The sequence below is a fragment of the Raineya orbicola genome (genome assembly GCF_002843425.1).
Lineage (GTDB): Bacteria > Bacteroidota > Bacteroidia > Cytophagales > Thermonemataceae > Raineya > Raineya orbicola.
The window spans coordinates 83,931-108,619 of the sequence record NZ_NKXO01000004.1 but is presented as its reverse complement, the minus strand read 5'-3'; the positions used below and the strand labels follow the sequence as shown (position 1 = coordinate 108,619).

Sequence of the window (24,689 nt, the reverse complement as noted above, 5' to 3'; positions counted from 1 at the left end):
GCTATAAGTATTTTTTTTATACCTCACAAAAAAACAATAAGGATTTTCTTAATGATGAAATCTTTCTTAATTTTGTTAAATTAAACGCCGTCAATATCCACTAATTCATAACTTGGCGGTCATATTGTAAATGGGTACGATTTTATTAAAACTTTAATGCCTGTCAAGGACGCTTCTCACAGACTTTTTGTAAATCAGCAAATGATGAAAGGCGGAAAAACTGCAGTTGGGGAAATTGCAATTTTTGAGATTGAACAGGACACAAACAAAATCAAGAAGGAATATCCAATACCAGAAAAATTAGCTGAGCAGCTTAACAAGAACAATCTAAGTCAAACTTTTAATGATTTAACTGCTTCAAGGAGAAAGGAAATACTGAAATACCTTAATTACATAAAAACAGAAGATGCTTTGTTAAAAAATATTGACAAACTGTTAGCACAACTTAAAGAAAAAAAGAAGAACATAAGAATACCATAACGAAAACAACGACCCGCTAACAGCGGTTTGCCGCAAGCGGGGGTGCAGTGCTTCGGTTGACAGTTTTTTCGTATAATTGGAGTGCGGTTTTCCAAATGAACGGTAGTGCTAAAAAGCCCCGCCTGCGGCAAGCGGCAGAACGTTAGCAGTAATGGTAGGACGCACCAGCCGACAACAATAGACAATGAGGAAAACGACATTTAAAATATCAAAAATGGACTGCCCATCCGAAGAACAAATGATACGGATGAAACTTGCCGACTTGACAAACATCAACTCGTTAGAATTTGACATTGCAAACAGACAACTGACCGTTTTTCACACAGGCAATCACGACCAAATTTTTCAGCGACTTGATAACTTAAAACTTGACACTTCACTTATTGACAGCGTTTCGGCAGACAATTACACAGCAACGACAGACAACACTAACCGAGAAAGAAAATTGCTTTGGCAAGTTTTAGCTATCAACTTTTTCTTTTTTGCTCTTGAAGTGACAACAGGTTTTATTTCAAACTCAATGGGACTTGTGGCGGACAGCTTGGATATGCTTGCCGATAGCATAGTTTACGGACTTGCACTTTTTGCAGTTGGTGGGACAATGACACGAAAAAAGAACATCGCAAAATCAGCAGGTTATTTTCAGTTGACACTTGCCGTTTTCGGTTTCATTGAAGTAATCAGACGATTTGTAGGCAGTGAAACAATTCCTGCATTTCAGACAATGATAATTATTTCAATTCTTGCACTTATCGGCAACGGACTTTGTTTGTATTTACTGCAAAAAAGTAAAAGCAAAGACGCACATATGCAAGCAAGTATGATTTTTACATCCAATGACGTAATTGTAAATCTTGGAGTAATTATAGCAGGCGGACTTGTTTACTTGACAAACTCAAAATATCCTGACCTTATCGTTGGGACAATTGTATTTTTCATTGTTGGACAAGGAGCATTTAAAATTTTAAAACTATCAAAATGACGGACGAACAAAGAACCACTACTGCTAACAGCGGTTTGGCAAAAGGCGGGGTTTCGTGCTTCGTAGAAACATTTTTGCAAGGTTCAACATTTGTGCTTCGAATGAACATTTGCGCTAAAAATCCCGCCCTTCGCCAAGCCGCAAACCGTTAGCACCAATTTTAGGACGACATCAACCGAATTACAGAAACCAAACATATTAGTAGTTTGTAGACGAAATAAAGAACGTAGTAGAACAGGATAATTTCAGAAAATGATTTGAATTGGGCGGACTTGTTTTTCGTAATAGAAACTGTACATTGTACAAAAATATGGGGGACTTTATAAAAATTTAAAAAAAAGGACAGCAAGAACAACGATTTGAGACTTCAGTGACAGGACAAAATATCTTTTTGGTAAGACTTTAGTACATAAAAGTATGCAGACAAAACGACACCAACTAACCACAACCATTGCGAATTTTGCTCAGATAAACTTTCTGTAAATATTGCTGACTGCTTGACTATAAGGATATACAACGACAGACGATTATCATTGGGTTGTGAAAATTGCTATCTTGAATTTAAGAACGATTTTAAATAGACAATTCACAATCAATAGAAGAAAGAAAAACTGGTGCTAACAGCGGTTTGGCGCAATTGGGGTTTTTGTGTAAAAAATAAAGTTGGTTTTGTGTTTGGAAGTTTGGTTTTTATTTTATAGTTTTGGCAAAATTAATCCCCAACTGCGGCCAAGCCGCATAAACGTTAGCAACAATAAAAACAAATAATATGAAAGTAAAATTACTTACCGCATTACTGACATTTATTCTCAGTATTACATTTTTGTCAAATGCAGAAGCTAAATGCAGAAGGGTCGCAACTGTAAAATACCAACAACGATATGGTTGGTCAAAGAAATATACAGTTAAAGTAACTTTTATGACAGGGATGGAATTAAATCAAGCTACAAATAGCTATGATTACTCCTCTTATTCTGTTTATGCGATTATATTTTGGGGCGAAGGACAAGCCACAGTAATTAAATTGAAAAGTTTCCTTTCGTGTGGTTACGAAGTGACTTGTGACTGTATTGATAACGCAATATATGACTTACAAGGATATGACCAAGACGGAGATAAATGGAATATATGTTTGGGCGACTATTGTTACTAGTAAATTTACAGTTGCTAACAGCAGCTACCCAAAAGGCGGGGTTTCGTGTTCCAAAGACAGTTTTGGGGTTAATTAAACATTAGTTTTTCAAATCAAGTTGTGGTAAAAGTCCCGCCCTTCGGGTAGCTGCAAAACGTTATGTGCAACCCTAACAGACAATATCACTAAAGTGAACAGAATATTATTCTTAGGACTACTTGCAACTCTTTTCAGCTTTTTGACAAGTTGCATCGGACAAACAAATCAACAATCCAACGAAATCAAACAAACTCAGGAAGTTGGTGGCGGTTGTGAGGGCTGTGAATTGATGTATGTCGGAATGCCCAAAAATATTTCAAGTGAACATACAAGTATTGGTTGGAAAGAAGGAAAGCAAAAACTCATTCTGACAGGTAAAGTTTTTCTACTTGACGGAAAAACGCCTGCATCTGATGTCATCATTTATTATTGGCATACTGACGATAAAGGTTTGTATTCATCAAATAACGAAACACTTAAACAAGCAAAGGAACACGGCAAACTGCGAGGTTGGGTAAAGTCTGACAAGGAGGGAAATTATACTATTAAAACTTCAAGACCAGCAGCTTACCCGAATGATAATATTCCGCAACACATTCACTTATCAATAAAAGAACCAAACATAAACGAATATTATGCTGACCTTTATTTTGATGATGACCCATTGTATCTAAATCATAAGAAAAAATATGGCAAACTTGACAGAGCAGGAACGGAATTGTTAAGAGTAGTATTGGACGGCAATATTCAAATTGCAGAACACAATATTGTATTAGGATTGAATATCCCCAACTATCCCTCTAAAACTAAAACAGGTATTCAATCTGGCTTAAACATTGGCGAAGACCAACCTTCATTTATGCCATTTCACGCATTTGGACCAGACAAAGGAACAAGGACTTGCCCTGTTTGCAAATATGGACGCTATCACGGAATTGTATATTTCGTTGGTGATAACCCCAATTGGCCAGACATAAAAAAATGGCTTAAACAATTGGACAACGAAAGTATATCAAGAGAAAAGTATCTTAAAGCATACTTTGTTTACGGAAACTCAAAAAAATACAACAAGCTGGCACGACAAACAGAGTTAGAAAAAATTGGAAACGAATTAGGGCTTCAAAAAATTGCTTTGACATTTGTGCCATCATTCAGCGACACTGAAAGCGAGGTATACCTTAACAAAATCAATGCGAGTGTTGATAATACTTTTATTATATACAGACACAGAACCATAGTTGACAAATATGTAAACCTCAAACCGACAGAACAAAACTTTAAACTCATTGCGGAAATACTTGACAAAACAAAAGGAAATTATTTTGACTTAAATGAGCCAAAACACGAATGATAAGAAGGGATGCACATAACAAGGTATTGCCGCAAGCGGGGGTGACGTGCTACTATGACACTTTTCTGCTTAAACAGACTTTGATTTTTCAAATCAACGGTAGTGCTGAAACACCCCGCCTTCGGCAAGCCTTTTCCGTTAGTGGCAACTCTAAAAGACGACAAAATATTAACATATAAAAGAATGTTGTTGTTTAGAATGTATGATAGCGATAGTTCCATTGTTGAAAGATGGTTTTGATATCTGCTTCGTGCTACTTGTCTTTTTTAGAAAAGCAAGTCGTTTTTCGTACAAAACGCCTATTTCTGGCTCGTAAGGCATTATTCAGTCCCTCAATATGACGGGTCAGATGTTTGCCAACTTGATGGTTTTGTGCCCTGCTCTAATACATCAGCAAAAGCAACCCAATGGTCGGTACAATACTGGTCAATTTCAATATCTTTCGCTTTGGCTTTTTCTTGTGCTGAACATAAGACCAAAATTCGTCTATCTGAACACTTTTGTAGTGCTTTTGCTTGGGAGTTATCACACACTTTTCAGACTGCTTAAGAGCTGATTTTATACACAAGCACGACTGACTTGTAAGACCTTTGCAATATCTCGTATGCTACTATTTTTTAGTAATATACTCACTATCAGATGTTTATTTTTAGGGTCTGCTCCCTTGTATCGATAAGCCTGTTGAAACTGCTTACCACAAGATTTACACAAAAAATTTTGTGATCTATCCTTTTTATGACCATTTTTTACTATCTTTGTACCTTGACAATGAGGGCAGTTTACTTTTGTGAATACCTCACACATATTGCAAAAATAATCTCTCTTTGCTTTTTACAAAAATATCATACAATCTTTACCACAACCCTAAAAATTTCTTGATGAGCCTATGGTGGGTATGGCCGCTTATACTTTTTTAGATAAGAAACCTGCTATTAACGACTGCTACAAAATATCCAACGAAATTATACTTTACAAAGATTTCGCCGCATAACTCACGTTATTTTACGAAATCTTGCGGTTTCTCAAAAAAATATCAAATAATTTATTGATAATAAACTACTTGAGTACTTCTCAAAGGACAAGAAGTTATTTCCCATTCCCATTTTTTGGTAAAATCATTTTCAGTAGGGAGGTAAGCTCGTCTTTGAGGTCTTTGCGATGAACAATAAAATCTAAAAAGCCGTGTTCAAGCACAAATTCAGCAGTTTGAAAGCCCGAAGGTAAATCTCTGCCGATAGTTTCACGAATAACTCTCGGTCCTGCGAAACCTATCAAAGCGTTAGGCTCTGCAATATTAAAATCGCCAAGCATTGCAAAAGAAGCTGTAACTCCTCCTGTGGTAGGGTCTGTGAGCAGAGAAATGTAAGGCAAACCTGCTTTATCCAAAAGAGCCAGTTTGGCAGAGGTTTTAGCCATTTGCATAAGCGAAAAGCCCGCTTCCATCATTCTTGCCCCTCCCGAACGCGAAATAATCAGCAAAGGCAATCGCTTTTCTATGCAAAAATCAATGGCTCGGGCAATTTTTTCTCCTACCACCGAACCCATAGAACCGCCTATAAACTCAAAATCCATACAGGCTATTACAATATCAATGCTATTCATTTTGCCATAAGCGGTGCGAATAGCATCTTTTAAGCCTGTTTTTTTTTGAGCTTCCGCAATACGTGTGGGGTAGTCTTTGCTATCCACGAATTTAAGCGGGTCGGCGGAAGTCATATTAGGGTTTAATTCTTCAAACTCGTTGTTATCAAAAAGGATAGCAAAATATTCTGCTGAGCCAATTTTTTCGTGATAATTGCAGTTGAGACAGGTGTAATAATTGGCTTGCAATTCGTGGGTAAGCATTACCTTTTTGCAAGAAGGACATTTATACCAAAGCCCATCAGGTGATTCTTTTTTCTGTGAAGTCGGGGTCTGAATGCCTTTTTCTTGTCTGATAAACCAACTCATAATTTGCTGTTTATGTTGAGCGGTGCAAGTTACGAATTTTTCTAAAATAAGAAACCTACACGCAAGGAAAGAAAAATTATTGATGAAAATCAATAAAAAATTTCTGCTTACAGGAAATCTCGGAATAGAAAGCTATGCTTTCAAGAAAATGAGTATAGGTGTAATCCTGTTGTGCAAAATTTAGGAAATGGTGAAATTCGTGCTGAAAGTCGTTGGAATTTACATTTTTCAGTGTTGTTCTAAAAAAAGCCTTCATCAAAAAAGATGAAGGCTTGGAAAGGAGAATTTTTTAGGGAAAAAGCCATTTTTACAAATTACCTCTTACGGCTTGTTCGCGTTCAATGGCTTCAAAAAGAGCTTTGAAATTGCCTTTTCCGAAAGAAGTTGCACCTTTACGTTGGATAATTTCATAAAAGAGCGTAGGGCGGTCTTCTACGGGTTTGGTGAAAATCTGCAATAAATATCCTTCATCATCTCTATCAACCAAAATATTAAGTTCTTTGAGTTTTTGGACATCTTCATCTATTTTACCAACTCTGTCGTAGAGGTCGTCGTAGTAATTATCGGGCACGTATAAGAAATCTACGCCACGGCGACGAAGCTCACTAACGGTGTGGATAATATTTTCGGTTTCAATAGCAATATGCTGTACACCAGGACCTTTGTAAAAATCTAAGTACTCTTCAATCTGTGATTTTTTTCTGCCTTCGGCAGGTTCATTGATAGGAAACTTGATATACCCTGTGCCATTAGAAACTACTTTGGACATAAGAGCAGAGTATTCGGTAGAGATATCTTTATCGTCAAAGGTTACAAGCAATTTGAAGCCCATTACTTTTTCATAAAACTCTACCCAAGTATTCATTTTTCCAAGTTCTACATTGCCAACGCAGTGATCCACGTGTTTTAAGCCAATAGGCTCAACTTTCATAGTGCTTTTGGCAGGTACATAACCGGGCATAAAAGCCCCTTTGTAGTTTTTACGTTCTACGAAAGTATGGATAGTTTCGCCATAGGTATGAATAGCAGAAATTACTACTTCTCCGAATTCATCTTTCAATTTTTTAGGCTCAAAAGCAGATTTAGCTCCACGACTCATTGTCTCATAATACGATTTTTCGGCATCATCTACCCATAGAGCAAGTACTTTTACACCATCGCCGTGCTTATGTACGTGTTGAGCAATTTCACTTTCAGGAAACATCGGTGCTGTAAGCACAAAGCGAATTTTATTTTGTTGCAATACATAAGAAGTTCTATCACGTACTCCTGTTTCGGGTCCGGCATAGGCTACGAGTTCAAAGCCAAAAGCGGCTTGATAAAAATAAGCAGCTTGTTTGGCATTGCCCACATAAAACTCAATGTGGTCTGTTCCGAGAATAGGCAAAAAATCTTCCATAAAAAATCAGTTTTTTATATGTTCAAGAAAAGGACAAACAAAATTTTGCACCAAAATAAGATTTTTTTGCATTTTTTCCAAAAGCATTTATCAGCATTTTGACAAAGATTTCTAATTTTGCAGGCGAAAAAAAGTACTTCTATGCAAAAACCTTTTATCGTGGGCATTACGGGAGGCAGTGCTTCGGGCAAAACTTCTTTTTTAAAAGGTTTGCTCAATGCCTTTTCAGACGAGCAGGTTTGTCTTGTTTCACAAGACAACTACTATCGCCCACGCGAAGAACAACCTGTTGATGAAAATGGGGTACATAACTTTGATTTGCCCGAATCCATCAACGCTCACGAGTATGCACGCGATATACAAAAACTTCGTAATGGGGAGGTAGTCTATCGTTTGGAATATACCTACAATAACCCTGATATAGTTCCTAAAACACTGATTTTTAAGCCTGCTCCTATTATTATTGTAGAGGGAATTTTTGTGTTTTATTTCAAAGAAATTGCTGACCTGTTGGACTTAAAGATTTTCATTGATGCCAAAGAGCATATCAAGCTCAAACGCCGTATTCATCGCGACCAAGTAGAGCGAGGTTATGACCTTTCAGATGTTTTGTATCGTTACGAAAAGCACGTTGCCCCTACGTATGAGCGTTATATTGAACCCTTCAAAAACGAAGCCGATATTATTATTCCTAATAATAAACACTTTCAGAAACCTTTGGAAATGCTTGTGAGTTATCTAAAAAATAAAATTGAATAAAAGTGAAAAATTTTTTATATGGAGCAATTTTTCTTCTTTTTTCTGCTTGTTATAAGTCGCAAGAGCCGAATAACAATGTGAGTTATTATTATGATTTGACAGCATTTTTGCAAAAATTATATGCTCAAAAAGGCGGATTTTACTTAAAAACTACTTTTACAGAAAATCAGAAACAACAGAAAAAAATTGAGAACATTCGTTGGGAAAAAGAATTGGCATTTTTTGAGCAGACAAATATCAACAAATCTGCTTTTAAGGATTTATATGATGAACGTAGAGAACAAAAAGGCGACACACTGATTTTGCAATACCAAGCCAAAAATAGCGATTTGAAAGTAAAGTTTTTGGAGATAAAATTTGATAAAAATCAAACCCCTATACAAATTAAAGCATTTTTGCAGACAGAAAATTACTTATACGCTTCGGAAAAAGAATTGAATTTGTATTTGAAAGATGAAAAAGTTTTGCGTTATAGTATCAAGGGTAAGCAAAAAATGATTTTTGCGGAAGCCGAAAATTTTGAAATTTACGCCGAAAAAGTTGGTGATAAAAGCTAACGTAAATTTTTTATTTCAGCTTTTTACGAATAATGTCAATTTCTTTTGGAGATAAGCCTGTTAGGCTTGCAATAGTCTCGTTACTTAGACCTTTTTCTATCGCCTTCCTTACTATCTCTTCTTGCTTTTTTTGTTCTGCGTCCAAAAGAGCCTTCTGTATTTCTTCTTGTTTTTTGCGTTCAACTTCGGAGAGAGCCTTCTGCATTTCTTCTTGTTTTTTGCGTTCAACTTCGGAGAGAGCCTTCTGTATCTCTTCTTGTTTTTTGCGTTCAGCGTTTAGAAGAGCCTCTTGGACGGCTTGTTCAACTGCCATTTTTACAATTTTATCCACTTCTTCTTGTATTCTTGAATATTCATCGAGGTAGCGTTTGTACTGACCTTCATAATATTCTCGCTCTTTTTTGTCAAAATACATTATTTCTAATTTTTCACTTGCTTTTCTGATAGCTTCCATTTCTGCAAGTTCGGGGGGCAAATTTTCTTTGGAGTACAAATCAGCATAATTCAAAAACTTTATCCACCTATCCAAAGCTGTTTTTACTTCTTTATGTACTTTTTCAAATTTTTGCAATTCCACAAAATAAAGGTCCAAATAATCTAAATCGGTATGAGTTTCGTTGGTTTCGCGGTCTTTGAGAATGAAACAACGATGATAGCGGTTGTCATCAAAAAAATCAAAATCCATAAGACTGATGACTATACATTTATTGAGGTCAATGTAGGATTTTCCTTTTTTTTCCTTTTTTTGGATTTCCTCTTCTGTTTGATAGTCTAATTGAGAGCCAAAAATCTTTGCCCAATAATAAAGGGTTCGTTTTCCGTAAAATTCTGAGCCACGAATTTGCATTTCAATATCATACAAATTACCATTTTCGTCTTCAGCTTTAATGTCCAGAATAGAGAGTTTCCCTTCGGCGTAGTCAGAAACGTTATAGGGGTTTTTGAGGGTTAAATCTGCAATTTGTTGATATTCGGGTAAAATAGCATTGATGAGCGATAAAAGTATATCCTTATTCTCTTCGGAGCCAAATAGTTTTTTGAAAACCAAATCAATTTTAGGATTTACTTTTGCCATAAAAATTTGCTTTTAGATGTTTCCATTACAAATTTACAACTTTTTTGAATTTAGAGTGGTTTATCTATTAAATTTGCATTGCTTAAATTTAGCAAAATTTATGATTATCCCCAAACGTAAAGCCTCTGATTACCAACGTCCTGAAATTGTGAATGAATTTGATGAAATTCATAAACATATTCAGGAGAAACGTACTCTGTGTGAAATTCAGGTAATTATGGAGGGCAGAATGAGTGATGAAGCAATTGAAAAAATCTATATTCGGGTGCTTAAAGAGTTACGCCGTGCCAAAGACCGCCAGCGTGGGTTTATCATCATTGGACTTGTTTTTTTGAGTGTTGGTTTATGGCTTTCATTTCGAAATATTTCTAATATCTTGCATCAAATGAGCGTCAAAACGGGAGATGAGAATTTTTATGTCAAAAACTCTTTTTTTGAATTTGCTCACCCTTTTTGGCTACTCATTTTTGGTACTATGGTGGTGAGTGGCTTGATTTTGGTGCTAACCAATCTTTTCCAAAAACCGAGAATTTGAATTTACTCGTATAAATGCACAATTTTTTCTAATTGCAAAGCCAAATTTTGCAAAATTTTACTACTTTCTTTCATATTAGCTTCAACAATTTCGGCTAAATGTGCAGGCACAAAAAGATTAGTTTTCAGATGATTAAGCTCGTCAGGGGCATCTTCTTGAAGTCTTTTTTGCTGATTATGAATGTAATTTTTTAGTTCTTGAGCTTTTTCATTCCAAAACTTCTCTACCAAACTATGCGGCTTTTTCTTGATATATTCTGTTTTTTCTCGTTCTACGGTCTTGATTTTCAAAGGTATAACTTGTGAATTGTGTAAAATTTCAAGAGTATGTTTTTGTAAGGCAAGTTTTGCCTGAATTTTATTGACAAGATTGTGGGAAACATCAAACAAACTGATAGATTTCCATTCCTCTACATTCAATTTGACAAAATCCGCTTTTTTGATGAGATTGCCTTCAAAATAGTTGCGAATATTGAGAACTTCTAAAAACTCGGTATCCACTGATTGCATTTCCTCTACCACAACTTGATGGGCAATTAGGGTTTCATTGCGAACTTCCTGTTCAAACTCTTGCAACTCGCGGCTTAAAGCTCCCAAATTAAGAGTAAGATGATAGCCGTGTTCTCTGATAATTTCCGAAAGCATTTGAAAAATAGCAGAAATTTGTTCAGGGGTGTTCCAAAGGCAATGAATCATAAGAAAACAATCCATCAAATCTACTTGCTTACGTTCATTCAGAAAAGCGGAAGTTCGTAAAAGACGAATAATTTTTTTCCAACGGCGGTCATACACCAAAATTTGTGAGCTTTGATGTTGGTTGTATTCCTCAATTTTATGTTTCAAAATTTGTATTACATTAAGCACTACTTCGGGTACATCTATGCTATCAATGCTGGCAGACCATTCTTGCAACTCAATTTCACTTAATTTGAGTTCCGCAGGAACAGTATCAGCGTAAGCATCTTTATTGGAGGTTATCATTTGTAAAAAACTATTCGGATTACGAATTTCCGAAACCTGTGTGCGTATCAGAAATCTATCCCACAAAGCCTCTAAGCCTTCGCCCAGTTGGGGCAATTCATTGGAAGCTGAAATGATGCAACGAATATTTACTTGTAGTTCTTGCTCTCCATTCCGATAAATTCTTTCATTGAGAATGGTGAGTAAGGCATTTTGAATAGCAGAACTCGCTTTCCAAATTTCATCTAAAAATACCACATTGGCATCAGGCAAATATTTTGCTGTGATGCGTTCATATTTATCCTCTTCTTTGAGTTTGCGAATAGATATAGGACCGAAAATTTCATCAGGCGTGCTAAAACGGCTCATCAGATATTCAAAAGATTTGCCTTCACAAAAGGCATATTTTAGTTTGCGAGCCAAAAGACTTTTGGCGACACCGGGCGGACCAAGTAAAAAAATACTTTCGCCACTTACTGCGGCAAGCAAACCCAGAGCCAGAATCTCATCTTTATCAAAAATGCCTTCTGTAAGATGTATAAGAAGTTTTTTTATCCGTTCTTTGCGTTTCATACTTTTGCGTTCTTTTTTCTTGTAAAACACAATCCGAACCCACGAGGCTCGGATTGTGCAACCTAACTAATCAAAAACTTACAATTATGAAAACTAACACTATAACTTATCAAGTTCTGAAAAGGTTTTAATTTCTTGGAATATTTTTGTGAATTTTTGCTCACAAGATATAAGCCATTAAACGTTAAATTCTTGTAATTTGCTTGGTAAGAAAAAAATCTTTTTTTGGCTGAAAAGCAGAAAATTAGCAGTTTTGCAAAAATGATACTATGACTTTTGAACTTTTACACACGGATAGCTCTTGTAAAGCTCGTTTAGGGCGTATTTATACCGACCACGGAACAATAGAAACCCCTATTTTTATGCCTGTGGGTACAGCAGGTACCGTGAAGGCTGTTCATTTCCGAGAGTTGCACAAAGATATACAAGCAGAAATTATTTTGGGCAATACTTATCACTTGTACCTACGTCCAGGGTTAGAAATTTTACAAAATGCAGGGGGCTTGCATAAATTTGGCGGTTGGAATAAGCCCATACTTACCGATAGTGGAGGCTATCAGGTATATTCTTTGGCAGAAAATAGAAAGATAACCGATGAAGGAGTAAAATTCAAATCGCATATAGATGGTTCTTATCACTTTTTTACTCCCGAAAATGTGATGGATATTCAGCGGGTAATAGGAGCAGACATTATAATGGCATTTGACGAGTGTCCGCCCTATCCTTGCGAATATAGCTATGCTAAAAAATCGCTTATGCTTACTCACAAATGGCTCAAACGTTGTTGTGAGCGTGTAGATAATACCACAGGGCTATATGGCTACTCACAGGCATTATTTCCGATAGTGCAGGGGGGCGTTTTCAAGGATTTACGTCAAGAATCGGCGGAATTTATTGCTTCTTTGAAGCGTGAGGGCAATGCTATTGGAGGGCTTGCCGTTGGAGAACCTGCTGAAAAAATGTATGAAATTACAGAATTTGTATGCGATATACTACCTGCTGATAAGCCTCGCTATCTGATGGGGGTGGGTACTCCTGCCAATATTTTAGAAAGCATTGCTTTGGGCGTAGATATGTTTGACTGCGTAATGCCTACTCGCAATGCCCGCAATGGTATGCTTTTTACTACGCAAGGCATTATCAACATTCGCAATGAGAAGTGGAAAAATGATTTTAGTCCTATTGATGAAGTATTAGGAGGTGAGGTGAGCGGCTTTTATACAAAAGCCTATTTGAGGCATCTGATGATTTCCAAAGAAATACTTGCTTCGCAAATAGCAAGTATTCAGAACTTGCGTTTTTATTTGTGGCTGGTTCGCGAGGCTCGCAAACACATCGCTGAAAACAACTTCTTGCAGTGGAAAAATAAAATTATTCCACAGATTATGCAAAAATTGTAAAAAAAGGCTTTTGGGGTAATTTTGAGATGTTTCCTCTCTATGTTTTTGCATAAAAAACTTTCGTTTGCTTTGTTTTCTGCAAAAAATTACGAATTTTGCTTTGAAAAACTGAAAAATCAATGGCGAAAGAAAACCTTATTACGCGTATTCAGTCGCTGAATTTGCAGGTAAAGCTACTCATATTTTTAGGAATAGTGCTTGTACTTAGTATTATCAATTATGCTCTCGTGAACTATGAAGAGGTAAATCTGGCAAATAGCACTTCGGGGATAGAAGTTGCTCAAAGGAATGAAGTAATTGCTCAAAAATTTGGTTTTTTGGCTTTTTCAGTTTTTCAGGGAAATGAAAGCTACAAAAAAGAGTTGGAAATAGCTATCAATGAACATCAGTACAATTTAGACTTGCTTGAAAATGGTGGAACTGTTGAAATCTTGAATAAACGTGTTCCCGTAAGCCCTGTAACAGGTAAAACACGTTCTAAGCTAAATGAAATCAAGCAGTTGTGGGGAACTTACCGAGAAAACTTGCTGGCAGTTCTCACTCAATCTACCGAAGTAACACAAATAGATAGCGTTCTTGCGGCGGGGCAAGTAACTTATACGGTGAAACGTGTGCCTAATCAGGCTCGTAGGCAAGCGATGGCTTTTGTTCAGGATAACACTATCAGCCTTTTTACGCAAAATAGTGAATTGGGTGATTTACTTTGGGAAGATTTCTATACTATAAAAAATCGTAATAGTACCCAAATAGCTTTGATATTTCTTGGATATATTTCCCTTTTCGTGTTTGTATATTGGCAATTTTCGGTAAATGTAGTTGTACCTATTCGTAAAATTGCCAAGGCTATTCGGAGTATTGCATCAGGCGATTTTTCTGTTCGTTTGCACTTCAAACAAAAAGATGAGTTGGGGATACTTGCCGAAGATATCAATGGGCTTTCGGATAGCTTACGAAAGGCTACCGAATTTGCTACTGCAATAGGAAATCACGAATTTGATGTTGAATTAAAGGCTAAAAATGAGCAAGATAAGCTCGTAGTAGCCCTTACACGTATGCGTGATAGCCTCAAAACCATTGATGATGAAAGTGAAAAAAGAACTTGGGCAAATACAGGAATTGCACTTTTCAACGATATTTTACGGAAGCAATATCCTTCTTTTGAGGAGTTTGCTTATGCTATTACCTACAATTTGGTACAGTATCTCAATGTAAATCAGATGGGTTTTTATTCCCTTTTTGAGGAAAGGGGTAAAAAGTATTTGAAATTAGAAGCATGTTATGCCTACGACCGTCGTCGCTTTGAGGAGGAAATTATTGATTTAGAAGATGGGTTATTGGCTCAGGCTGTTTTAGAGAAGGCTGTTATCAATCTTACCGAAGTACCTGAAAATTATATTCGTATTACTTCGGGATTGGGAGATGCTCCTCCTCGCAATTTGCTGATTGTACCGCTAATGGACCAGAAGGAAATCTATGGGGCAATTGAAATAGCTTCATTCCAAAAACTTAAAGATTATGAAATTGAGTTCGTAAAGAAAATTGCTGAAAGTACTGCTACTACTATTGCCGCTATTCGTATCAATCAAGAAACAGAGCGATTGTATAAAGAAGCTACCGAATACGCCCAAAGAATGCAAGCCCAAGAAGAAGAAATGAGACAAAATGTAGAGGAACTGGCATCTACCCAAGAAGTTTTGCAAAGACGTGAAAAAGAAACTGCCGAAGCTTATCAAAAGTTAGCAGAGGAATATGAAAGAAAAATGGCAGAAATGACTTCCAAAGAGCGTATGCTTTCGGAACAAAAAAGTCAGTTGCAAGCCTCTTTGGATATTAGTCAGGAGAATTACAAAAAGTTGGAAAAGCAATATGAGGAAGTTCGAGCGGCTTTTGAAAAACTCAAAAATAAAGAAGCCTCAATGGCTTTTGCTATTCAGGAAAAGGATAAAGAAATTATCACTCTGCGTAAAACGGTAGATGAATTGCGAAAAGGAGGAACCACAGGGTAGCACATATTCAAGAAAAGTTAGAAAAACTTTATTTCAAAAGCACTCGCCAAGCCTCTTGAATTTTTCCTGCTTGCAGAAGTTCCTGTGCATAAAGATGTGTTTGCTTGATAAGTTCTGTCCCTGAAAAATTTTGTTGAATAGTCTGCAAACGATCATCTTGAAAACTCTGAATTTCTTCTGTGGAAGGTAATTTTTCAACATTCGCAAGCCTGCCCAAGTTGTTGCCTGTGAGTATAGAACTATTACGTATGGTTTCAGGAAGTTGGTCTATACCTATGCCTTTGGTAGTAAGAGGTTTAGGAATTTCAAAAAGAGCCTCGCCATTAGCACGGCAATACCACTCGCCCCCCATTCTGCCAACCAAATCAATTTTTCGGGTATCAATTTTTCCTTTGGAGTCCAAAATTTCTTCTTTGACGTGAGCTAATAGCACTTCACAAATTACTAAGTTTCCTGCACCGCCTTGTGTGCCTGTTTCTATAATTTGCAATACTTTGCATTCAAAAGCTACAGGACTTTCACCCACGCGAGGAGGTTTGATAAGCACCGAAGGTACTTGTGTAAAGCCCGCTTTGATGAATTCGTTCACACCTTTATCGTATTCAGTGCTGGCGAGGGAGGTTTGTTCTACCATAGCATAATTTACCACATTTATCACTACCTCGGGAACTTGGCGAACATTTTCCAAAGTATGTTTAGTGGTATTATCACGAACACGACGAGCGGGTGAAAAAATCAGAATAGGAGGATTTGCCCCAAAGGCATTAAAAAAACTAAAAGGACTAAGATTTATGTTGCCTTCGCTATCAAGAGTACTTGCAAAAGCAATAGGACGAGGAGCAACAGCTGAAAGTAAAATACTATGAAAATCAGCAATACTGACTTCTTGGGGGGAAATAGTCTTGATACTCATATTAAGCTACGCTGGCGTATTCTCTTTTTAGTTTTAGTAGTTCAGTTTTTACACGAATGAGTTTTTTATCAGTGGCATCAATATCGGCAGTAAGAAGCCAATCTTCTATTTCTTTTACTGAAAAATTAAAAGTAAAGTTTTCACGCAAAAGTTCATCTATTTCTCTTTCTGTTTTTTCAGTATTTTGCATTAAACCTTTTTGGGCAATGAGCTTGAGGTAAAGCTCAACAGCTTTATGGCTATGCGATTTTTCAATAGGGGTTAATCGTTCAAGGAGTGTAAGAGCTTGGAAAAAATTATCAGTCAGTATATAAATCTCAATAGCGTTGTTGTATGCAGGAATAAAGTCTTTTTTGAGACGAATAGCTTTCTCATAGTCTTCTGCGGCTTGGTCATATTTTTTGAGAATATGATAACAATTAGCTCTGCGTGTGTAAGCCAAATAATCAGGACTTATTTCAATAGCTTTGCTATAAAGCGAGATAGCTTCGGAAAAGTCTTTGTTTTCATAAGCCATCATAGCTTGAGCTATCAGACTATCGTATTCAGGATTATGAATGATTTGTGTATTTTCTGTTTCAGTAGTGGTGGTTTCACTTTCGGCAGTAGGCTGAAAAGTATCTTTTTCGTAAATAATTTCTTCTACGATTTCCTCCTCATTGGTTATTTCAGTAATGCTTTCTTCTTTCAAAGATTCATTGATTTTTTGTTCAATCGCATCTACCCACTCTCGGTTGTTGTGAAACAGAGGTTTTTCGGATATTTGCTCGCTTTCGTTTTCTATGCTTTCTTTTTCTATTTTTTTCTCGTTGGGGTTTATTGTATTGATTTCGGCGATAGTGAAAATCTCTGTTTGAATAGGTTTTTCAGTTTCATTATTAGGGGAAAGTTCATTAGTAATTGTAGTTTTATCTTCAATGTTCTGGCGATTCAATTGTTTTTCTAATTCAGTTATTTTATTTTTGAGAGATGAAATGATACTTTCATATTCGCTGTTATTTGCATTTTGCGTAGATTGCCAACTTTTTAATTCTTTTTGCAGGATATCCTTCAAAATCACAGAAAGCTGTGTTTTGAGCTCACTTTGCTGATTAAGAGCAAAACTTTGCATTTGGCGTTCTTGTTGGTCTTTAAGCATTTTCAAAGCCACAAAGAAAAGCACCACACAAAGAACTACAATGCCTAAACCTCCGAAAAGTAACATAGATGCTTGTTGGTTAATTTGCTGTTGGAGTAAAAAAGTATGGTTTTGTACAATTTGTCCAATTTCATTTTTTCGTTCGTCTTTCTGCTTTTTTAAGTCGCTAAGTTCTTCCGCGTATTTTTTATCAATTTGGGCTAAGTAAAATTGCAAAGTACTGAGCATTTGTTTCTGTTGAGTAGTGTCTTTGGCAGAAAGTAATAAAATTTGAGCCTGCAAATTTTCTATCTGGTGGCGATAGTTATTTTCTAATGAACGAATTCTATCTTCTAACAAGCGGTTATGTCTGCGTTGGAGCAATTCCTCTTCGCGTTGAGCCCAGCAAGAAAGAGAAATAAAAAAAATAAAAGCAAGTATGAGATTTTTCATTTTTTTAGAACTTTACAAGATTTCAAAATGCAAGTTACAATTTTTTTTCAAATTTGCAAAAAAAATTAAATTTTTTCAAAAAAATTACAAAAAAGTTTTTTTCATTCAAATTGTTTTTTCGTTTGAGATTTTCAGAAATGTTTTCTACCTTTGCAGAAATTTTGAAAACGTTTTCTTAAAAAATAAATCTTTATGAAAGAGTTATTAAAGCACTTGCCTGCTATCAAAAAGTTTGTAGAAGAGCGTACTCAAGCTATTCAGGAATTGAGCGATAATACGGTCAAAAACTTTTTACGGGAAGCCTATAAATTACCTTTCCTATTTCCTGTAAGAATTATTGTAAGTGAAGAGAAATTTGTAAATTTTTTATTTGATATGCGGAAAGACCTTTTTGATGGGAAAAATATATTTTTCGCTTCCGAAACAGGTAAAAATGAACAGAGTAATACAGAAGTGCTACAAAATTCAGAAAATAATGTAAAAGAAAATGAACAGCAGTATAAGCAAGAAACCAAAGTAAAAAAAGTAGCAAAGACTACCACAAAACAAGAAAATAATTCGCAAGAAAACAATTTGAGTGAAAATGTAAAAAAAACAAAAAAAGTTACATCTAATTCAAGCACTACTGCTAAAAAGCAGTCTGCTAAAACTACAACGCAAACTCCAACACTTAAAACCAAAAAAGTAAAAGCCTAATGTTTTGAAAAAAGCCAAGAGTACCTATAAAAAAATACGTACTGCATTGCTTATTTTAGCAGGTCTGGGGGCATTTTACTGGATTTATTTTTACGTATGGGGCTTTTCACCTTTCAAATTAGAAGAAGCAAATAAAATTAGGGTGAAGATAGCAAACTTGCACAATCAGCCCAAAGAAATAATTTCAAAAACTTTTCATCTTACACTTTTAGACTCTTCTCAAAAGGAGCAGAATTTGTGGAATTTGGCAAGTGCCTACTACGAACTCAACCAGAAAAATATAGCTCTGCGTTTTTATGACTCACTGGCTCGTTCAACAAAATCGGCAGAATGGCAGTCACAAGCTAAAGTTCAAATCGGTAATATTATTTTTCTGACCACCCCTCAAGCCTTAGACTCAGCCCTGAAAGCCTACAAACAATCGCTCTATCTTGCAGAAAATAATGAAAATGCTCGCTTCAATTACGAGCTAATTAGAAAACTCTCTCAAAAAAACACCCCTCAAACCAAAGAAAAAGTAAATTCTCCGTCTTTACCCACACCTGTTGATACTATTGTAGAATTGCCAATTTTCAAGGAAAATAAAAGTCAAAATGAGCTTTTAGAAGCAATTACCAATCAAGAGCAAGAGTTACTACGCAAATATTTTCAGAAAAGAACCCCTTCTGCTCCTACAATCAAAAACTTGCCCAATTGGTGATTTACAAAATTCTTTTAATCTTGCCTGTAGCAGTTTGCTCAAAATGACTTTTATAGAGAATAGATTTGGGTACATAATATTTGTTGGTTGTAAGCAGGGCAATTTTGTTTAATATTTCTCTTTCCTTTTCTACATTCCAAAAAGCGTTTTCCACACAAAGCACTAATTTTTGTCCTAATTTTTCATCAGGTATGCCTATGCAAAAAAAACGATTATGGATATGTTCTGCTTCAAAAACTTTTTCCACAATTTTTTCCACCATTTCTAACTGAATTTTCACTCCACCGCTATTGATAACATTATCTATTCGTCCTGTAATTCTGAAAGTGCCATTTGGCAGAATATCAGCAATATCATTTGTAATAATTTCCTGAAAATCCGTAGTTGGCGAAGTGATACAGAGACAACCTCGTTTATCCAAACGAACTTTAACCCCCTCTAAAACCTGAAAAAAATCGCTTTTCTCCTTACCATTCACAGCACGAACGGCAATATGCGAAAGGGTTTCTGTCATTCCGTAAGTGTGAAAAATAGGAATTTTTAGCTTTTCAAGGCTCTTTTCCAAAGAATAAGAAAGACTTGTTCCTCCTAAAATAATAGTGCTTTGCTTATGAAAAAGTCGGTTAATTTTTTCAGGTGTTTGTTCCAAAATACTTTGCATTTGCAAAGGGACAAAAGCGGCGAAATCAATTTTTCGGCTTACTTCCAAGTTTTGCAGAGGGTTGCTTTGGGTTTCTTGTAAAATAATATGCCAAGCCAGTTCCATTCCACGAATAAGCATCATTTTGCCTGCAATAAATTCAGTAGGTAGGCATAGCAAGGCAACTTCTCCGCCTTTAAGTTGAAAGGCTTTTTGCGTAAGGGTTACACTTGCGAGTAGTTGTTTTCGGCTTGCCTGAATAGTTTTGGGTGTTCCCGTAGAGCCAGAAGTTTGAAAACTAAAAATTTCTTTTTCGCTGAGCCAATCTTTACAAAACTCTAAAATTTGGCTTATCCAGTAAGGCAAGTTTTCGTCTTTGGTGAATTTGAGACAATCTTGTTTGCTCCAAGAGTTTTCTTTGTAATAAATGCGGAAATCTGTTTGTTTTCGTAAAATTTTTATCATTATTTTGTAAAAATCTTGTCTTTATCTAAAAAATATGACCAAATTAAGCGTAAATATCAATAAATTTGCAACACTTCGCAACGCAAGAGGAGGAAATAACCCCAATATCGTAAAAGTAACCCAAGATGTACAACGTTTTGGGGCAAATGGCGTTACGGTGCATCCTCGCCCCGATGAACGCCACATTCGCTATCAAGATGTTTTAGATATAGCCCCACTGATTTATACAGAATTTAATATTGAAGGTTATCCTGATAAGCGTTGGTTAGATTTAGTTTTGCGTGTAAAACCTACCCAAGCAACGCTTGTTCCTGATGCACCTAACGTGCTTACTTCCAATGCAGGTTGGAACGTTTCAGAAAATAGTGTATTTTTGAAGGAAATAGTGGATACTTTGCAAAGAGAAGGTATTAGAGTTTCTATTTTTGTGGAAACAGATTTGAAAAATATTGAAAAAGTTGCAGAAATTGGAGCAAAACGTATAGAACTTTATACCGAGCCGTATGCCCGCCAATACGCTGAAAATCCTCAAAAAGCGGTTGAGCCGTACATCAAGGCGGCTGAATTAGCAAAAAATATTGGATTAGAAGTCAATGCAGGACACGATTTGAGCCTTGAAAATCTTGCTTTCTTGAAAAGAAACATTCCATTTTTGGCGGAGGTTTCTATCGGACACGCCCTCATCTGCGATGCTTTGTATGTGGGTTTGGAAAATACTATACAATTGTATTTGAGGCAGTTGGAATAGTACTTTTATTCTTGTAAAATTCTTTTAATCTGTATAACCTATGCCACCACTTACGAATACCTATATCAGTGAAACACCCCCTTTGAAAAAAGAAAATAGCATTTTCAAAGGCGACCCTATTATTTGGTATATTGTTTTGGCTTTTTCTATTATTAGTGTGCTTTTGGTGTATAGTGCTACACAGAGTTTGGCATATCGCGAAAATAGTGGCGATACAGTGCATTATCTCAAGAAGCATTCGTTGTTTCTGATACTTTCATTGGTGGTGATGTGGTTAGCTCATTTGATAGACTATCGTTTTTATGCAAGACTTTCGCGATTGGCATTACAAATTTCTGTTCCTTTACTTATTATTACAATGTTTTTTGGGGTAGAACTCAATGAAGCTACCCGAAGTCTTATTATTCCCGTCTTAAATGTTTCTTTTCGTCCTTTTGATTTAGCCAAATTAGCTTTGATAGCTCATCTTGCCGTAATGCTTTCTCGTAGGCAACAAAATATTGAAAATATTCAAGAATCACTAATGCCAATGATTACTTGGATAGGTATTATTTGTGGGCTTATTGCGGTGAATAACTTTTCTACTTCTTTTGTGATTTTTGTTACTTCTTTGCTGGTAATGTTTATTGGCAGAGTTCCTGTGCGGTATTTTGTAACAATTGCAGTAGTAGGTTTGTTGGTGATAGGAATTGCTTTGGTTTCTGGTTCACGTTGGGAAACTTTCAAATCGCGAGTAAAATCTTATTACGAATTGATAGAAACTCCTGAAAAAGCACAAAATACACAAATTGAACAATCTTTCATAGCCATTGGTACGGGAGGTTTTTGGGGTAAAGGTCCGGGCAGAAGCACTCAGCAAGAATTTCTTTCACAAGCCTATTCAGATTTTATTTTTGCGGTTTTGGTAGAAGAATATGGTTTTATAGGGGGGGCTATTGTGATATTTTTGTATATGGCTCTGTTGTATCGGGCAATGATTATTATGTCGCGAAGCAATCGGGCTTTTGGGGGTTTGCTGGCTACGGGACTTGCATTCAGTCTTGTAATGCAGGCACTTGTACATATATGCGTAACTTTGGGGCTTGTGCCTGTTACAGGATTACCACTCCCTCTTTTGAGTATGGGGGGAACTTCCTTGCTTTTCACGGGAGCAACTATTGGTATTATTTTGAGTGTAAGCCGAGGCGATATTCAGGAGTAAGCTATCTTTTGGCACTGGCTCTGCGAAGGCGGTCGTTGATAGCTCTGCCCAAATCTTTTTCAGGTAAAAGCTCTGCCCAAATTACCTTAACAGGCATTTTATCAAGTTTTCTCAGCATTGCAAACAAGTTTTTAGCCGCTTCTGTAAAACTGCCCTGCTCCGATAGTATCAATTGGTTTTCTGGGTAAATATTGGGAATGGGTTTTCTAAAAACCAAAGTGCCTATATCTTGGGGAGAGTATCTTTCTAAAATTTCTTGTAAATTACCTAAAAATAACTTTTTAGTAGGAGCATAATGGCTTTCTAAACTACCCGGTGCCAAAGGATTGGAAGTAGAATGAGTTTTTACTTCTACTTTACCAATCAAATTTTCTATGGCTTCTACGGAAACCCCACCTAAACGATAAATAATTGTTTTTTCACCTTCAAACCCTACAATAGTTGATTCTACTCCTACACTACAACTGCCTCCGTCCAAGATGAGAGGGATTTTTTCTCCTAATTGCTCGGCTACGTGTTGGGCTGTGGTGGGGCTGATGTATCCAAAAGGGTTGGCACTTGGAGCCGCCAGTGGAAACTCTAATCTTTGCAATAATTGTAGCGTAAGGAAATGTTTGGGAATACGAACTGCCACCGTGGGCAAACCTGCTGTTACTAAGTCGGGAATGATAGGCTTTTTAGGCAAAAGTAAAGTGAGCGAACCTGCCCAAAATTTTTCGGCAAGCAATAGAGCCTTTGGGGGAAATTCAAGAACAAAATTTTTTATTTTTGCTAAACTATCGCTATGAACTATGAGCGGGTCGAAGGTGGGGCGATTTTTTACTGCAAAAATTTGAGCTACTGCCTCTTCACTTAAAGCATTTCCTGCCAAACCATACACTGTTTCGGTAGGAATGGCTACTAATTCGTTATTTCTTAATAATTTTTCTGCTAAATTAAGGTCTGTACTTATCATTGCTTTGCACCCAAACGAATAGCTCCCAAAAAACGACTAATAATTGTAAAAAATAACACCACTACTAATCCTGCTTCGGTAGGAACAGGTAAGCCATTAGCTCCTGTGGCGTAAATATCTATCCAAAAACGTGTAAAACTATTATCAATGCTGTCCAAAAGCCTTTTGCCAAAATTATCGTCAAAGATATTACCCAGATGTATGCCCCAATACACTAAAATAACCAACCAAAATAACAAATAAATGGGAAAAAGTTTATCCCACAATTTAGGTAATAAGTTTATGGGGGTTACGGCTGTATGTTTTTTTCTAAAAAATACTATTCCATAGAAAGAAGCAATAAAAGAAATAATCATACAACCACCAAAAACCCATAAATTTACTTCATAATAACCTAAAATTTTGTAAGATAGCCACGTAGCAACAAAAAAGCTACCTAACAGAGAGGCGAGTATATCTCCTATTGTTGTGCTTTTCATAGCTTAAAAGAGTTTAGAGATTTACACAAAAGAAAAAATTTTTTTCGTTTTTTGAAACTTTTTGAAAACTCTTACGTAAATAATATAGAAATATCAACTTAAACTGCTGCTTATGCCTTGGCTTAACTTTTTCAAAGGTAACAAAGATGCGAAATCTGTTGCTACCAAAAGCCATTTGGATAACCTTATCCAAATAGCGAAAATTGATGGTTATTATGATGAGATAGAAAAAGATTATCTCCTCAAAGTGGCTCAAAGTTACAATATTCCTGCAAGAAATATTGAGGAAGTAGAAAAATATTCGCATAAAATTTCAATGGCTGAGCCTGAAAATAAAGAAATGATCTACCGACAACTTTACGAACTTGTAGGAATGATGCTCGCCGATGGCGTAGTACATAATCAGGAAATAGAACTCTGTGCTCGCTTTGCAGAAGAAATGGGTGTAGCACAAAGCAATGGAATGATTTTTATCTCTAACCTTGTCAAAGAAATCGAAAAAGGGGCTACACCCCAAGATATTGCTAAATTTTTGGGTTAAAAATTTGTAGCATATACTTGCGTCTTATCTTATTGAGCAAAAACTTTTTTTGCATTTCAAAGCTATTGGGGTGCAGTTCTGCAAAATCTGCTTGTAATTTTAGCCAAAGTTCGGGTTCTGCTTGGGCAAGTTTTTGCCAATCAATGTTTTTCTTTTCCAAATAACTTTCCAAACTAATGTTACTTTCCATAGCTCTATAAACAAAAAATGCCAAAACTTTTGCAAGTAATGGCATTAGGTAATACTTTCAAGCAAATTACTTTCTCAAATTTAGCTCCTTCAAAATAGCTCTGTAACGCTCTAAATCGTTATTTTGGAGATAGTTGAGCAAACTTTTACGCTTACCAACGAGCTTCAGAAGACCTAAACGAGTAGAGTGGTCTTTTTTGTGTGTTTTCAAATGCTCGGTAAGATGGTTAATTCTTTCGGTAAAAAGAGCTATTTGAGATTCAGGAGAACCAGAATCATTCACACTTTTAGAAGGACTATATTTGGCAAAAAGTTCCTGCTTTTTTTCGCTTGTCAGATACATAATCTTAATGCTTTTATTCCAAACCAAAATTGAGAGTGCAAAGGTAAAAATA

At 36.2% G+C, this 24,689-nt stretch carries 25 protein-coding genes and 1 pseudogene; 14 read left to right on the top strand and 12 right to left on the bottom strand.

Annotation, left to right across the window (positions count from 1 at the left end; translation table 11 throughout):
• Nucleotides 1-204: 204 nt before the first annotated feature.
• The 4 genes from Rain11_RS02030 (at nucleotide 205) to Rain11_RS02015 (ending at nucleotide 3,984) form a co-directional block, all read left to right on the top strand.
• Complete coding sequence (locus tag Rain11_RS02030; RefSeq protein WP_165778054.1) at nucleotides 205-480, top strand: YdeI/OmpD-associated family protein; 276 nt, start codon at nucleotides 205-207, stop codon at nucleotides 478-480.
• Nucleotides 481-664: 184 nt separating this feature from the next.
• Nucleotides 665-1,462, top strand: coding sequence for a cation diffusion facilitator family transporter (locus tag Rain11_RS02025; RefSeq protein WP_101357660.1), 798 nt, complete (start codon nucleotides 665-667; stop codon nucleotides 1,460-1,462).
• A 769-nt stretch (nucleotides 1,463-2,231) separates the two neighbouring features.
• On the top strand, nucleotides 2,232-2,615 hold the full coding sequence (locus Rain11_RS13820; RefSeq protein WP_133121465.1) for a hypothetical protein: 384 nt from the start codon (nucleotides 2,232-2,234) through the stop codon (nucleotides 2,613-2,615).
• Between the two features lie 169 nt (nucleotides 2,616-2,784).
• Nucleotides 2,785-3,984: a dioxygenase family protein gene (locus tag Rain11_RS02015; RefSeq protein ID WP_101357659.1), complete on the top strand. Its 1,200-nt coding sequence runs from the start codon at nucleotides 2,785-2,787 to the stop codon at nucleotides 3,982-3,984.
• A gap of 253 nt (nucleotides 3,985-4,237) precedes the next feature.
• Here the strand turns inward: Rain11_RS02015 and Rain11_RS14260 are convergent.
• From Rain11_RS14260 to hppD, 3 genes and pseudogenes are all read right to left on the bottom strand, one after another.
• A pseudogene (locus Rain11_RS14260) lies at nucleotides 4,238-4,788 on the bottom strand (IS1 family transposase).
• Between the two features lie 282 nt (nucleotides 4,789-5,070).
• Nucleotides 5,071-5,934: an acetyl-CoA carboxylase, carboxyltransferase subunit beta gene (gene accD, locus Rain11_RS02000; RefSeq protein WP_101357656.1), complete on the bottom strand. Its 864-nt coding sequence runs from the start codon at nucleotides 5,932-5,934 to the stop codon at nucleotides 5,071-5,073.
• 307 nt (nucleotides 5,935-6,241) lie between these two features.
• Nucleotides 6,242-7,333 carry a 4-hydroxyphenylpyruvate dioxygenase gene (gene hppD / locus Rain11_RS01995; protein WP_101357655.1) on the bottom strand — a complete coding sequence of 364 codons (1,092 nt, stop codon included), beginning with the start codon at nucleotides 7,331-7,333 and terminating at the stop codon, nucleotides 6,242-6,244.
• A gap of 141 nt (nucleotides 7,334-7,474) precedes the next feature.
• Between hppD and udk the strand changes: the two genes are divergently transcribed.
• Together udk and Rain11_RS01985 are read left to right on the top strand one after the other, a co-directional pair.
• Nucleotides 7,475-8,092 carry a uridine kinase gene (gene udk, locus Rain11_RS01990; RefSeq protein WP_101357654.1) on the top strand — a complete coding sequence of 206 codons (618 nt, stop codon included), beginning with the start codon at nucleotides 7,475-7,477 and terminating at the stop codon, nucleotides 8,090-8,092.
• A 2-nt stretch (nucleotides 8,093-8,094) separates the two neighbouring features.
• Nucleotides 8,095-8,649: a hypothetical protein gene (locus Rain11_RS01985; RefSeq protein WP_101357653.1), complete on the top strand. Its 555-nt coding sequence runs from the start codon at nucleotides 8,095-8,097 to the stop codon at nucleotides 8,647-8,649.
• A gap of 10 nt (nucleotides 8,650-8,659) precedes the next feature.
• Here Rain11_RS01985 and Rain11_RS01980 read toward each other — a convergent pair whose 3' ends face one another.
• Nucleotides 8,660-9,724 carry an Rpn family recombination-promoting nuclease/putative transposase gene (locus Rain11_RS01980; RefSeq protein WP_101357652.1) on the bottom strand — a complete coding sequence of 355 codons (1,065 nt, stop codon included), beginning with the start codon at nucleotides 9,722-9,724 and terminating at the stop codon, nucleotides 8,660-8,662.
• A gap of 100 nt (nucleotides 9,725-9,824) precedes the next feature.
• Between Rain11_RS01980 and Rain11_RS01975 the strand changes: the two genes are divergently transcribed.
• On the top strand, nucleotides 9,825-10,259 hold the full coding sequence (locus Rain11_RS01975; protein ID WP_101357651.1) for a hypothetical protein: 435 nt from the start codon (nucleotides 9,825-9,827) through the stop codon (nucleotides 10,257-10,259).
• A 2-nt stretch (nucleotides 10,260-10,261) separates the two neighbouring features.
• Here the strand turns inward: Rain11_RS01975 and Rain11_RS01970 are convergent, their stop codons facing one another.
• Nucleotides 10,262-11,791 (bottom strand): AAA family ATPase, encoded by a 1,530-nt coding sequence (locus Rain11_RS01970; RefSeq protein WP_101357650.1) that lies wholly within the window; start codon nucleotides 11,789-11,791, stop codon nucleotides 10,262-10,264.
• 269 nt (nucleotides 11,792-12,060) lie between these two features.
• Between Rain11_RS01970 and tgt the strand changes: the two genes are divergently transcribed.
• A complete protein-coding gene (gene tgt / locus Rain11_RS01965) occupies nucleotides 12,061-13,191 on the top strand; it encodes a tRNA guanosine(34) transglycosylase Tgt (RefSeq protein WP_101357649.1) in 1,131 nt (376 codons plus the stop codon).
• Between the two features lie 119 nt (nucleotides 13,192-13,310).
• Nucleotides 13,311-15,197 (top strand): HAMP domain-containing protein, encoded by a 1,887-nt coding sequence (locus tag Rain11_RS01960; protein WP_101357648.1) that lies wholly within the window; start codon nucleotides 13,311-13,313, stop codon nucleotides 15,195-15,197.
• 28 nt (nucleotides 15,198-15,225) lie between these two features.
• On the opposite strand, the gene Rain11_RS01955 is transcribed toward Rain11_RS01960, so the two are convergent.
• Nucleotides 15,226-16,110, bottom strand: coding sequence for a flavin reductase family protein (locus Rain11_RS01955; protein ID WP_101357647.1), 885 nt, complete (start codon nucleotides 16,108-16,110; stop codon nucleotides 15,226-15,228).
• 1 nt (nucleotide 16,111) lies between these two features.
• Entirely contained in the window at nucleotides 16,112-17,680 is a 1,569-nt protein-coding gene (locus Rain11_RS01950) for a tetratricopeptide repeat protein (RefSeq protein ID WP_101357646.1), read from the bottom strand.
• A 192-nt stretch (nucleotides 17,681-17,872) separates the two neighbouring features.
• Here Rain11_RS01950 and Rain11_RS01940 point away from each other — a divergent pair, with 192 nt between their 5' ends.
• Both Rain11_RS01940 and Rain11_RS01935 read left to right on the top strand, forming a co-directional pair.
• Nucleotides 17,873-18,376 carry a hypothetical protein gene (locus Rain11_RS01940; protein ID WP_101357644.1) on the top strand — a complete coding sequence of 168 codons (504 nt, stop codon included), beginning with the start codon at nucleotides 17,873-17,875 and terminating at the stop codon, nucleotides 18,374-18,376.
• Nucleotides 18,377-18,380: 4 nt separating this feature from the next.
• Nucleotides 18,381-19,076, top strand: a complete 696-nt coding sequence (locus tag Rain11_RS01935) for a hypothetical protein (protein ID WP_101357643.1) — start codon at nucleotides 18,381-18,383, stop codon at nucleotides 19,074-19,076.
• Nucleotide 19,077: 1 nt separating this feature from the next.
• Here Rain11_RS01935 and Rain11_RS01930 read toward each other — a convergent pair whose 3' ends face one another.
• Nucleotides 19,078-20,181: an AMP-binding protein gene (locus tag Rain11_RS01930; RefSeq protein WP_101357642.1), complete on the bottom strand. Its 1,104-nt coding sequence runs from the start codon at nucleotides 20,179-20,181 to the stop codon at nucleotides 19,078-19,080.
• Between the two features lie 34 nt (nucleotides 20,182-20,215).
• Between Rain11_RS01930 and Rain11_RS01925 the strand changes: the two genes are divergently transcribed.
• Both Rain11_RS01925 and Rain11_RS01920 read left to right on the top strand, forming a co-directional pair.
• Complete coding sequence (locus Rain11_RS01925) at nucleotides 20,216-20,929, top strand: pyridoxine 5'-phosphate synthase (RefSeq protein WP_101357641.1); 714 nt, start codon at nucleotides 20,216-20,218, stop codon at nucleotides 20,927-20,929.
• Nucleotides 20,930-20,969: 40 nt separating this feature from the next.
• Nucleotides 20,970-22,130, top strand: coding sequence for an FtsW/RodA/SpoVE family cell cycle protein (locus tag Rain11_RS01920; RefSeq protein WP_101357640.1), 1,161 nt, complete (start codon nucleotides 20,970-20,972; stop codon nucleotides 22,128-22,130).
• Nucleotide 22,131: 1 nt separating this feature from the next.
• Here the strand turns inward: Rain11_RS01920 and Rain11_RS01915 are convergent, their stop codons facing one another.
• On the bottom strand, nucleotides 22,132-23,085 hold the full coding sequence (locus tag Rain11_RS01915) for an L-threonylcarbamoyladenylate synthase (protein WP_101357639.1): 954 nt from the start codon (nucleotides 23,083-23,085) through the stop codon (nucleotides 22,132-22,134).
• Nucleotides 23,082-23,564 carry a hypothetical protein gene (locus Rain11_RS01910; RefSeq protein WP_101357638.1) on the bottom strand — a complete coding sequence of 161 codons (483 nt, stop codon included), beginning with the start codon at nucleotides 23,562-23,564 and terminating at the stop codon, nucleotides 23,082-23,084. Before Rain11_RS01910 ends, Rain11_RS01915 begins: the two co-directional genes overlap by 4 nt.
• 112 nt (nucleotides 23,565-23,676) lie before the next feature.
• Between Rain11_RS01910 and Rain11_RS01905 the strand changes: the two genes are divergently transcribed.
• A complete protein-coding gene (locus Rain11_RS01905; RefSeq protein WP_101357637.1) occupies nucleotides 23,677-24,105 on the top strand; it encodes a TerB family tellurite resistance protein in 429 nt (142 codons plus the stop codon).
• On the opposite strand, the gene Rain11_RS01900 is transcribed toward Rain11_RS01905, so the two are convergent.
• On the bottom strand, nucleotides 24,089-24,319 hold the full coding sequence (locus tag Rain11_RS01900; protein WP_243390521.1) for a hypothetical protein: 231 nt from the start codon (nucleotides 24,317-24,319) through the stop codon (nucleotides 24,089-24,091). The genes Rain11_RS01905 and Rain11_RS01900 overlap by 17 nt on opposite strands.
• A gap of 42 nt (nucleotides 24,320-24,361) precedes the next feature.
• Nucleotides 24,362-24,637: a 30S ribosomal protein S15 gene (gene rpsO / locus Rain11_RS01895; protein ID WP_101357666.1), complete on the bottom strand. Its 276-nt coding sequence runs from the start codon at nucleotides 24,635-24,637 to the stop codon at nucleotides 24,362-24,364.
• Nucleotides 24,638-24,689: the final 52 nt, after the last annotated feature.

Bases quoted from the DNA above. Each gene is read 5' to 3' on its own strand.
- Rain11_RS02030 (WP_165778054.1), top strand. From the start codon at position 205: ATGAAAGGCGGAAAAACTGCAGTTGGGGAAATTGCAATTTTTGAGATT.
- Rain11_RS02025 (WP_101357660.1), top strand. From the start codon at position 665: ATGAGGAAAACGACATTTAAAATATCAAAAATGGACTGCCCATCCGAA.
- Rain11_RS13820 (WP_133121465.1), top strand. From the start codon at position 2,232: ATGAAAGTAAAATTACTTACCGCATTACTGACATTTATTCTCAGTATT.
- accD (WP_101357656.1), bottom strand. From the start codon at position 5,934: ATGAGTTGGTTTATCAGACAAGAAAAAGGCATTCAGACCCCGACTTCA.
- hppD (WP_101357655.1), bottom strand. From the start codon at position 7,333: ATGGAAGATTTTTTGCCTATTCTCGGAACAGACCACATTGAGTTTTAT.
- udk (WP_101357654.1), top strand. From the start codon at position 7,475: ATGCAAAAACCTTTTATCGTGGGCATTACGGGAGGCAGTGCTTCGGGC.
- Rain11_RS01980 (WP_101357652.1), bottom strand. From the start codon at position 9,724: ATGGCAAAAGTAAATCCTAAAATTGATTTGGTTTTCAAAAAACTATTT.
- Rain11_RS01975 (WP_101357651.1), top strand. From the start codon at position 9,825: ATGATTATCCCCAAACGTAAAGCCTCTGATTACCAACGTCCTGAAATT.
- Rain11_RS01970 (WP_101357650.1), bottom strand. From the start codon at position 11,791: ATGAAACGCAAAGAACGGATAAAAAAACTTCTTATACATCTTACAGAA.
- tgt (WP_101357649.1), top strand. From the start codon at position 12,061: ATGACTTTTGAACTTTTACACACGGATAGCTCTTGTAAAGCTCGTTTA.
- Rain11_RS01960 (WP_101357648.1), top strand. From the start codon at position 13,311: ATGGCGAAAGAAAACCTTATTACGCGTATTCAGTCGCTGAATTTGCAG.
- Rain11_RS01955 (WP_101357647.1), bottom strand. From the start codon at position 16,110: ATGAGTATCAAGACTATTTCCCCCCAAGAAGTCAGTATTGCTGATTTT.
- Rain11_RS01950 (WP_101357646.1), bottom strand. From the start codon at position 17,680: ATGAAAAATCTCATACTTGCTTTTATTTTTTTTATTTCTCTTTCTTGC.
- Rain11_RS01940 (WP_101357644.1), top strand. From the start codon at position 17,873: ATGAAAGAGTTATTAAAGCACTTGCCTGCTATCAAAAAGTTTGTAGAA.
- Rain11_RS01930 (WP_101357642.1), bottom strand. From the start codon at position 20,181: ATGATAAAAATTTTACGAAAACAAACAGATTTCCGCATTTATTACAAA.
- Rain11_RS01925 (WP_101357641.1), top strand. From the start codon at position 20,216: ATGACCAAATTAAGCGTAAATATCAATAAATTTGCAACACTTCGCAAC.
- Rain11_RS01920 (WP_101357640.1), top strand. From the start codon at position 20,970: ATGCCACCACTTACGAATACCTATATCAGTGAAACACCCCCTTTGAAA.
- Rain11_RS01915 (WP_101357639.1), bottom strand. From the start codon at position 23,085: ATGATAAGTACAGACCTTAATTTAGCAGAAAAATTATTAAGAAATAAC.
- Rain11_RS01910 (WP_101357638.1), bottom strand. From the start codon at position 23,564: ATGAAAAGCACAACAATAGGAGATATACTCGCCTCTCTGTTAGGTAGC.
- Rain11_RS01905 (WP_101357637.1), top strand. From the start codon at position 23,677: ATGCCTTGGCTTAACTTTTTCAAAGGTAACAAAGATGCGAAATCTGTT.
- rpsO (WP_101357666.1), bottom strand. From the start codon at position 24,637: ATGTATCTGACAAGCGAAAAAAAGCAGGAACTTTTTGCCAAATATAGT.